Source organism: Trichloromonas sp. (assembly GCF_041583255.1).
GTDB lineage: Bacteria > Desulfobacterota > Desulfuromonadia > Desulfuromonadales > Trichloromonadaceae > Trichloromonas.
The window spans coordinates 1-9,901 of record NZ_JBFHGD010000121.1 but is presented as its reverse complement, the minus strand read 5'-3'; the positions used below and the strand labels follow the sequence as shown (position 1 = coordinate 9,901).

General features: G+C 63.6%; 7 protein-coding genes and 1 pseudogene. 6 read left to right on the top strand and 2 right to left on the bottom strand.

The window, feature by feature from the left end; translation table 11 throughout:
* Nucleotides 1-105: 105 nt before the first annotated feature.
* The 4 genes and pseudogenes from ABYV89_RS10640 to ABYV89_RS10625 all read left to right on the top strand — a co-directional run.
* A pseudogene (locus ABYV89_RS10640) lies at nucleotides 106-816 on the top strand (SIS domain-containing protein); the annotation flags it as partial.
* A gap of 5 nt (nucleotides 817-821) precedes the next feature.
* Nucleotides 822-2,624: a chloride channel protein gene (locus tag ABYV89_RS10635; protein WP_432822932.1), complete on the top strand. Its 1,803-nt coding sequence runs from the start codon at nucleotides 822-824 to the stop codon at nucleotides 2,622-2,624.
* A gap of 1 nt (nucleotide 2,625) precedes the next feature.
* A complete protein-coding gene (locus ABYV89_RS10630; RefSeq protein ID WP_432822931.1) occupies nucleotides 2,626-4,824 on the top strand; it encodes an ATP-dependent helicase in 2,199 nt (732 codons plus the stop codon).
* Between the two features lie 4 nt (nucleotides 4,825-4,828).
* On the top strand, nucleotides 4,829-5,248 hold the full coding sequence (locus ABYV89_RS10625) for a YbaN family protein (protein WP_432822930.1): 420 nt from the start codon (nucleotides 4,829-4,831) through the stop codon (nucleotides 5,246-5,248).
* 312 nt (nucleotides 5,249-5,560) lie between these two features.
* On the opposite strand, the gene ABYV89_RS10620 is transcribed toward ABYV89_RS10625, so the two are convergent.
* The gene (locus ABYV89_RS10620; RefSeq protein WP_432822929.1) at nucleotides 5,561-6,160 is read right to left on the bottom strand and encodes a 50S ribosomal protein L11 methyltransferase; all 600 of its coding nucleotides are present in this window, start codon (nucleotides 6,158-6,160) and stop codon (nucleotides 5,561-5,563) included.
* A 203-nt stretch (nucleotides 6,161-6,363) separates the two neighbouring features.
* Here ABYV89_RS10620 and ABYV89_RS10615 point away from each other — a divergent pair, with 203 nt between their 5' ends.
* Nucleotides 6,364-7,800: a DUF4139 domain-containing protein gene (locus ABYV89_RS10615; RefSeq protein WP_432822928.1), complete on the top strand. Its 1,437-nt coding sequence runs from the start codon at nucleotides 6,364-6,366 to the stop codon at nucleotides 7,798-7,800.
* Nucleotides 7,801-7,835: 35 nt separating this feature from the next.
* On the top strand, nucleotides 7,836-8,792 hold the full coding sequence (gene arsS, locus ABYV89_RS10610) for an arsenosugar biosynthesis radical SAM (seleno)protein ArsS (protein WP_432822927.1): 957 nt from the start codon (nucleotides 7,836-7,838) through the stop codon (nucleotides 8,790-8,792).
* 197 nt (nucleotides 8,793-8,989) lie between these two features.
* On the opposite strand, the gene ABYV89_RS10605 is transcribed toward arsS, so the two are convergent.
* A partial coding sequence (locus ABYV89_RS10605) for a pyridoxal-phosphate-dependent aminotransferase family protein (RefSeq protein WP_432822926.1) occupies nucleotides 8,990-9,901 on the bottom strand: 912 nt, incomplete at its 5' end.

Genomic DNA, 9,901 nt, shown 5'->3' with positions numbered 1-9,901 from the left:
GACCGAACAGTCGATCGACGCCGACGTGGTGGTGATGGCGGTCGGCCTCTCGCCGAGCACCCTCCCCTTCGAAAGCGAACTGCATTTGAACGGCAACAAGACGACTGCAACGTGGTCGAATCGTCGATCCCCCGCGAATGCGATGGCGTCATCTACACCCACGCCGGCCCGGAAATCGGGGTCGCCTCGACCAAGGCCTTCACCACCCAGCTGGTCGCCCTCTTTCTTCTCGCCCTGCGGCTCGGCCGGGCCAGGGGCGTCCTCACCGCCGAGAGCTGCCGGCAGCTGGCCGGCGAGCTGCTGAGCCTGCCGCGCAAGATCGAGGAAAGCCTCGAGCTGAACGAGGCCATCGAAGCTATCGCCCGCGACTTCATGGGCGCCCGCGACTTTCTCTACCTCGGCCGCGGCAACCAGTACCCGGCCGCCCTCGAGGGAGCCCTCAAGCTCAAGGAAATCTCCTACATCCACGCCGAAGGCTACCCGGCCGGCGAGATGAAGCATGGCCCGATCGCCCTGATCGACGAGCACATGCCGGTGGTGGTCATCGTGCCGGAAAACGACACCTTTGAAAAGGTCGTCTCCAACATGGAAGAAGTCCAGGCCCGGGCCGGCAAGGTCATCGCCGTCACCGATGCCGGCGGTGCCGGCCTCGGCGACAAGGCCGACGCCCTGCTGGTGATTCCCTCCATAGCCGACGACCTGATGCCGATTCTGACCTCGGTCCCCCTGCAGCTGCTGGCTTACCACATCGCCGTGCTCAAGGGAACCGACGTCGACCAACCCCGAAACCTGGCTAAAAGCGTCACCGTGGAGTAATCGTTTTGTCTTCTGCCCGCCGTACCCCCGAAAAACTGCGCCAGTTCACGGCCAGCCTGCCGGGATATTTCCGCATCAGCGAAAACACCTTCCTGATCATCCTGGCGGTCATTATCGGCCTGCTGGGGGGGTTGGGAAATTATGCCTTCCGCAAAACCATCGACTTCATGCACTGGGGCATTTTCGAGCAGGGCGAGCACCTGCTCAACTTTTCCCTGCACGAATGGAGTCCACAGCGCCTGGCGGTAATTTTTTTCCCGGCCATCGGCGGCCTCCTGATGGTCCCTCTCTGGCACTGGTTCGGTGAGGACCTCAAAGGGGGCTTTGCCGGGTTTCTTGAACGGGTCAACCTGCGCGGCGCCAAGCTGCGCCTGCGGCCGATCTTCACCCGCGGTTTCGGAGCCGCCATCACCATCGGCTCCGGCGGCAGCGCGGGACAGGAAGGGCCGATCGCCATGATCGGCGGCGCCATCGGCTCGCAGTTCGGCCAGATGTTCAAGATGAGCGGCGACCGCCTCAAGGTGCTGGTCGCCTGCGGCGCCGCCGCCGGGGTGGCGGCCACCTTCAACGCGCCGATCGCCGGGGTCTTCTTCGCCCAGGAAATCGTTCTGCTGGCGGCCTTCGAGCTTTCCAGCTTCACCTCCATCGTCATCGCCAGCGGCATGGCCACCGTCGTCTCCCGCGCCCTGCTCGGCAACACCTCGGAACTCTACGCTCCCCACTACGCGGTACACAGTTTCTGGGAATTCGGACTCTACGTACTGCTCGGACTAATCATCGGCGGCCTGGCAGCCGCCTTCATCGACGTCCATTTTCGGATCAAGGACCGCATCGATGCCATCAAGGTCCATCGGCTGGCCAAACCGATCCTCGGCGGCCTGGCCGTCGGCCTGATCGGGGTCTTCTTCCCCCAGGTCTTCGGCAACGGCTACGAATTCATTGAAACCGTGCTGCTCGGCGACCAGACCTGGTATCAACCGACCTGGTATCTGCTCGCCGCCCTGGTGCTGGCCAAGGCCATCGCAACCTCAATCACCCTCGGCTCCGGTCTTCCCGGCGGCATGTTCGCCCCCTGCCTGTACCTGGGTGCGGTCGCCGGCGGCGCTTTCGGTTACCTGGTCGCACAGATCTTCCCTGCCGCCGGAATTGCCCCGGGCGCCTACGCGCTGGTCGGCATGGGGGCCTTCCTGGCGGCGGCAACCCACTCGCCGATGACCGCTATCTTCCTGCTGTTCGAAATCACCGACAGCTATGAGGTTATCATCCCGATCATGCTGACCTGCGTCATCGGCACCGCCATGGCCCGCCATTTCAAAAAAGACAGCCTGGAAACCTTCGAACTGACCCGCGCCGGCATCGACCTGGAGTCAGGCAAGGAACGCAACATCATGAAGTCGCTGAAGGTCGGCGAGGTGATGATCCGCGATGTCGAAGCCATTCCGGAGGGGATGACCCTCGGCCAGTTTGCCGACTTCATCGAGCAGACCAAGCACACCAACTTTCCGCTGGTCGACTCCAATGGCGACCTGACCGGCATCATTTCGGTGCAGGATTTCATGGGCGTTGTGTTCGAACGGGACCTGATGGACCTGGTCGTGGTCAAGGAACTGGCTACCGAAAAGGTCATCACCGCCCATGCCGACGAGGATCTCGACCAGGCCATGCGCAAAATCGGCTACCGCAACATCGAGCAGCTGCCGGTGGTTGACCGGGAAACCCATCGCAAGCTGGTCGGCATCATCTCCCGGCGGGACATGGTCTCCGCCTATAACCGGGCCCTGATGAGCCGCTCCCTGGAGGACCAGTAAGGTGACCGACCTGCTCACCGGGCTCAACGCCCCCCAGCGCCAGGCGGTGCTGCACCATGAGGGGCCGCTGCTGCTGCTGGCCGGGGCCGGTTCCGGCAAGACCCGCACCCTGACCCACCGGGTCGCCCACCTGATCCGCGCCCATGGCGTCGCCCCCTGGCAGATTCTGGCCGTCACCTTCACCAACAAGGCCGCCGCCGAAATGAAGGAGCGCCTGGTGCGCCTGCTCGGCGAATCGGAGCTCCCCTGGGTCGCCACCTTTCACGCCACCTGTGTGCGTATCCTGCGCCGCGAGATCGCCGTGCTCGGCTACTCCTCCGACTTCACCATCTACGACGACCAGGACCAGGAACGCCTGCTCAAGGCCGTGCTCAAAGACCTCAACATCCCCGAAAAGACCCTCAAGGCACGGGCCGCCGCCTGGGCCATCGACGCCGCCAAGAACAAGGGCCTCTTCCCCGAGCAGCTCGATACCGGCGATTACTACAACGAACTGACGGCGCGGGTTTACGCGCGCTACCAGAAACGGCTGCAGCAGGCCAACGCCCTCGACTTCGGCGACCTGCTGCTGCTGGCCGTGCGGCTGTTCGAGGCCCACCCCGAGGTGCTGCACAAGTATCGCCAACGCTTCCGCTACATCCACATCGACGAGTTCCAGGACACCAACCAGGTGCAGTGCCGGATTGTCCAGCTGCTCGCCGGCGGTCATAACAACCTCTGCGTGGTCGGCGACGACGACCAGTCGATCTACGCCTGGCGCGGTGCCGAGATCGGCAACATCCTCGGCTTTGAGCGGGACTACCCCGGCTGCACCACCATCCGCCTCGAGCAGAACTACCGCTCGACCCGCACCATCCTGGAGGCAGCCGGCGAAGTGGTGGCGAAAAACCGCGGCCGCAAGGGGAAAACCCTCTGGACCGAGAACCCGCAGGGGGAAAAGATCACCCTCGAGGCGCTCCCCGACGACATGGAAGAATCCCGCTTCGTCGCCGGCGAAATCAGCCGGCTCAAGGAGAGCGGCCGCCACCTGCGGGACATCGCCGTCTTCTACCGCACCAACGCCCAGTCGCGCACCCTCGAAGAAGCGCTGCGCGGCCGCGGGCTGCCCTACGTCATGTTCGGCGGGGTCAAGTTCTACTCGCGGATGGAAATCAAGGACATCCTGGCCTACCTGCGGGTGCTGGCCAATCCGGCCGACTCCATCTCGGCCCGCCGCATCGTCAACGTGCCGACCCGCGGCATCGGCAACACCACCGTCGAACGGATCGCTACGCTCGAAGAAGAAGCCGGGGGCTTTCTCCCCGCCTGCGCCCTGGCGCTCGAACGCGGCCTGCTCAAAGGAGCCACGGCCGGCAAGGTGCAGGCCTTCGTCACGATGATGGAACAGTTCCGCCGGCAGCTGGAAGAGCTCCCCTACCCGCAGCTGACCGCCGCCATCATCGACGACAGCGGCTACGGGCCGATGCTGCGCGACGAGCGCACCGAAGAAGCCCGGAACCGGATGGAAAACCTGGAGCAGCTGCTGGCGGGGATGGAAGAACATTTCGGCAGCGAGGGGACATTGACCGAATACCTGGAACAGGTCGCCCTGATCACCGACCTCGACTCCTACGACGGCAGCCTCGACCGGGTCACCCTGATGACCCTGCACGCGGCCAAGGGACTGGAATTTCCGGTCGTCTTCATGACCGGCATGGAGGAAGGGCTGTTCCCCCACTCGCGCAGCAGCGATGGCGGCGACGAGGTGGAAGAAGAGCGGCGGCTCTGCTACGTCGGCATGACCCGGGCCATGGAGAAGCTCTACCTGACCCATGCCCGCCGCCGCCGGATCTACGGCGACTACCAGTTCAACCCGCCGAGCCGCTTTCTCGGCGAAATCCCGCCGACCGCCCTGGGCGACGCGCCGGCCCCCGCACCGGCATTGCACAAGACCGCCGGCCACAACCTGGCTTCGATCTTCGAGCAACTGGCCCCCTCCCCCTTCGACGAGGACGACTCCCCCTTCGAAGACGAGGTGCGGGTCGTCCCCGACGCCGAAGAGGGGCTGCGCCTCGGCATGCAGGTGCGCCACGTCAAGTTCGGCGTCGGCACCGTGCGCCGCATCGAAGGGAGCGGCGACAACCAGAAAGTCACCATCTCCTTCCGCAGCGTCGGCCCCAAAAAACTGCTGCTCAAGTTCGCCGGGCTGGAACCGGCCTGACGCCATGCGCACGCCTCAGGATAACGACAGAAGAAACCATGCCCCTCTGCTGCGCTGGGGCTTGCACCTGGTGGGCTGCACCAGCGTGGTACTGGCCGTTTTGGGCCTCTTTCTCCCCGTGCTTCCGACGGTCCCCTTTCTGCTCCTGGCGCTGGCCTGTTTTTCGCGCAGTTCCAGCCGCTTTTACGCCTGGCTGATCCGGCATGAGCAGTTGGGCCCCCTGGTTCGCCTTTATCTCGACGGCAATGGCATTCCCTTCAAGGCCAAGCTCAAGGCCATCGCCCTGATTTGGGTCAGCATTCTTATATCAACCATATTCTTGCTGGACATTCTGTGGGTTCGGATCGTGCTGCCGGTCATCGCCCTGGGGGTCACCTTCTATCTACTGCGTCTGCCGGTCGGCGAAGAAACCACCCCAGAATAGCAAATCAATGCCCGCACAATCGTTTAGACATTACTTCATCCCCCCTTATCCCGACTGTTCATTGGCGGCATCCTTCCCGCAGCCCAAGCGTATTCCGGATATTCCGCTTCAGGTCCGCAACCGCCCCCTGAGCTGGCTGCCGTGGCGCCAGAGCCAGCGTGGCACAGCGAGAGGCGATTCGCTCCGCGCAATTCACAACGGCACCGGCAGTGAACCTGAGTCCCTTTACCTCCCCCTGGAAAGGGACTGAATATTTCAGGGGCCCTTGTGAGCGGAGATTGGATTATTTCAGAGAAAGACCGTCGGGAAAGATCAGAGCGGCCTGGACAACAGGTAGGTGGCAAAATCTTCCATAATTCGACTGTCGACCACGGTGCACCCGAGATTCGTGTAGCGCCGGCAGATGTCGAACTTGTCTTGCAGCGGAATGCCGGAAAGGAGGATGTGGCCGCCGGGGCGGGTCAGGGTCACCAGCTGACCAGCCAAGGGGAGCAGGATATCGACATAAATATTGGCCATCACCAGGTCGAAAGGGTCGAAGGAAATCGCCGACAGTTCACCACAGATGGTAAAGACCCGGGCATCGAGCTCATTCAGCCGGACATTCTCCTGGCAGGAGACGGCCGCCGCCCATTCCAGATCGATGGCGGCAATCTCCGCCGCTCCCAGGCGGGCGGCGGCGATTGCCAGGATACCGGTACCACTTCCCAAATCGAGCGCACGGCAACCGCCTATGCCGGGGATGGTCGGCAGCAGCTCAAGGCAGGAAGTGGTGGTTTCATGTTCGCCGGAGCCGAAGGCCCCGTGTTTACCCAGCACCAGCGGCAGGCCGCAGGGGGACGGCGCCGGAAAACCTTCCGGAATGATGGTGAATGCGCCAATGGCAAAAGGAGTAAATTTTCGTCCAGACATGAGCGGGAGCTTAGTCCTTTTGCCACGGCAGGTCAAGCGTGGAACGCCCCGGCCCGTTCGTGTTCCGCACTGTCGCTGCAAAGGTAATTTTCTGCTGCCCGGCCATCACCCTTGGCGCTCTTGATTTCGCTGTATATACTTGAAGGGTAGCCGGAACGCTTAGCACGCCTGGTCGGGCCTGGCTGTACCGAAAAGGAGAACTCATGAAACGCATCCTGTTGCTGACCATGCTGCTGGCCCTCGCCGCAGCGCCGGCCGTCGCCGAGCCGCCGCTTGAACTGCGCAGCACCCTGAGCGACCAGCAGGAAGTCGCCGTCACCATCTACAACGACAACCTGGCCCTGGTTCGCGACCAGCGCAAGGTGAACTTGCGGCAGGGGGAAAACCGCCTGGCCCTGCGCGAGGTGAGCGCCGGCATCCGCCCGGAGACCGCCCTGCTGCGCAGTCTCGGCGACCCCGACGGGGTGCAGGTGATCGAGCAGAATTTCGACTTCGACCTGCTGACCCCGCAGACGCTGCTGGAAAAATACGTCGGCAAGACCGTGCAGGTGGTCCGCGTCCACCCCCAGACCGGCGAAGACAGCTTCGAGACCGCCGAGGTGCTGGCCGCCAGCGGCGGCGTGGTGCTGAAAATCGGCGACCGCATCGAGACCGGGGTGCCGGGGCGGCTGGTCTATCCCGATGTCCCCGCCGACCTGCGCGACCGGCCGACCCTGGTACTGCAGCTGCACAGCGCCAAGGGCGGCGAGCAGCAGCTCGAGCTGGCCTACCTGACCTCGGGGCTCTCCTGGAACGCCGACTACGTGGCCCAGCTGAGCGAAGACGATTCCACCCTCGACCTCTCCGGCTGGGTGACCCTGACCAACCGCAGCGGCACCAGCTACCGCTCGGCCCGCCTGCAGCTGGTGGCGGGGGACGTCAACCAGGTGCGCCAGCCAATGCCGATGGCCCGCGATCTGATGATGGAAAAGGGGATGGTCGCCGCCTCGGCGCCGATGCCGGAGGAAAGCCTGTTCGAATACCACCTCTACAGCCTCGGCCGGCCGACCACCCTGCGCGAGAACCAGACCAAGCAGGTCAGCCTGCTCAGCGCCGCCGGGGTGCCGGCGGTGCGCGAATACCTGCTGCAGGGAGGGGATTACTACTACCGGGGGCGCTATGACAGCCTCGGCGAGAAACTCAAGGTGGGGGTCTTTCTCGAGCTGGCCAACCGCGAGGAGGCCGGCCTGGGGATGCCGCTGCCGAAGGGGATCGTCCGGGTCTACAAGAAGGACCGCCAGGGCAGCGCCCAGTTCGTCGGCGAGGACCGCATCGACCACACGCCGAAAAACGAAAGGGTCCGGCTCAAGCTCGGCGACGCCTTCGACGTCACCGCCAACAGGAAGCAGACCGATTTCCAGAAGCTGGGCGGCTCGGGCCGCTACAACTATGTCTTCGAAAGCGCCTACCAGATCGTGCTGAACAATGCCAAGACCGAGCCGGTCACGGTCAGGGTGGCCGAACCGATGCCGGGAGACTGGGAAATCCTCAGCGAAAGTCATCCCCACCGGAAGGAAACGGCCGGCACCGCCAGCTGGCAAATCAAGATTCCCGCTGAAAGCAGCGCCACCCTGACCTACCGGGTACGGGTGCGCTTCTGACCTTTAGACAACGTGAGAAAAAAGGTACCGATTAGATGAACGAGTTTGACAGGAAAATCCGCGAAGCAAGCGGCCGGGATCTGCACAGCGCAGCCGTCCAGCGCCTGCAGGTCAATGTCGGCCTGCGCTGCAACCTGCAGTGCCGCCACTGCCACGTCAGCGGAGGCCCGAACCGGCCCGAGGTGATGGCCTGGCCGACCATGGAATCGATCTTGCGCCTGCTCACGGCCCTCCCCGGCTGCCAGGTCGATATCACCGGCGGCGCCCCCGAGCTGAATCCCCACTTCACCCGCTTTATCGGCGAACTGCGGGCCGCCGGCCACCCGCTGCAGGTGCGCACCAACCTGTCGGTTTTTTTCGAACCGGGAATGGCCGGGTTGCCACGATTCTATCGAAACCACGACGTTCAGCTGGTCGCCTCGCTCCCCTGCTACCTGGATAGCAACGTGCAGGCCCAGCGGGGCGAAGGGGTGTTCGGACAGAGCGTCTCTGCCATCCGGCAGCTCAACCAGCTCGGCTACGGCATCGAGCCGGAGCGCACCCTCAGCCTGGTCTATAATCCCGGCGGGCCCTTTCTTCCTCCCGATCAGACCGGCCTCGAAGAGGCCTACCGGCGGGAGCTGCGGGAGCGTCACGGCATCGAGTTCACCCGCCTGCTGACGATCACCAACATGCCGCTGGGACGCTTTCTCGACGACCTCAAGCGGCAGAAAAAAGACGTCGCATACCGCACCCTGCTTTCTGAGGCCTTCAATTCCGACACCCTCGACGGGCTGATGTGCCGCCACCAGGTCTGCGTCGCCTGGGACGGCACCCTGGCCGACTGTGATTTCAACCTCGCCCTCGGACTCTCCCTTGACCAGGACCTTCCCAGCCATGTCGACCAGCTCGACCTGGCCGCCCTGACCGGCCGCCGGATCGTCACCGGCCGCCACTGTTTCGGCTGCACCGCCGGCTGCGGTTCGTCCTGCGGCGGGGCCCTGGTGGCTTAACTGCAAGTGATTGGTGAAAATCACCAGTCACTGCCGGCAGAAGGCAAACAAAAAAAAGCGAGGCCCCCGATAAGGAGGCCTCGCTTTTTTCTTCGATCATGGCAACCGGAATAAAATCCAATCACGATTTGAGTGTCAGCGATGTCTTGGTTTTCAACAACCAACCACTAGTCACCAACAACCTATTACCGCCTCTCTCATCCCCGCGCCTTTGGCAGCAGCTCTTCAAGCAGCCCGAACAGCTCTTCCAGGTCGGCCAGGGTCATGTCGGCCATGTGGGGAATGCGGAAGGTGTGGTTCTTGATTTTACCGTAACCGTTGTCGATGGCGTAGCCGCGCTCGCCGGCCAGTTTTTTGAGTTTTTCCAGGTCGGTGCGGCCATCGTTGGCCCCGGCCGTGAGAGTCAGCGAGCGATATCCCTCGGCGGCAAAGAGCCCGAAACCCTGGTCGAGAATCCACCGGCGGGTCCTCTCGGCCATCAGCCGGTGGCGGGCGTAACGGTTTTCCAGCCCCTCGGCGAAGAACTTGCGCAGCTGGTGCGCCAGGGCGTAGATCAGGCTGATGCACGGGGTACTCGGGGTGTTGTCCTTCAGGTCGTTCTCGGCGAATTCTTCGAAGTCAAAGTAATAGCCGCGGTTGGGGGTGGTCTTCGCTTTTGCCAGCGCCTTCGGTGAAACGGCAAAGACGGCCAGCCCCGGCGGCAGGCCGAAGGCCTTCTGCACCCCGGCCAGGCAGACGTCGGTCCCCAGGGCATCGACATCGATAGGGACGGCGGTCATCGACGAAACCGTGTCGACGATGAACGAGACCTCGGGGTATTTTTTCATCACGCAGGCGATCTCCTCGAGGGGCGACAGCACGCCGGTCGAAGTTTCGTTGTGCACCAGGGTCATGGCGTCGTACTTGCCGGTAGCCAGCGCCGCATCGACCATTTCGGGGGTGATCGGCTGCCCCCACTCGGCGGCATACAGGTCGGCCTCGAGGCCGCAGCGCCGGGTCACGTCATTCCACTTGCTGCTGAAGGCACCGTTGCCGAAGTTGGCACAGCGTTTCTGCACCAGGTTGCGCACCGCCCCCTCCATCACCCCGAAGGCGCTGGAGGTGGAAAG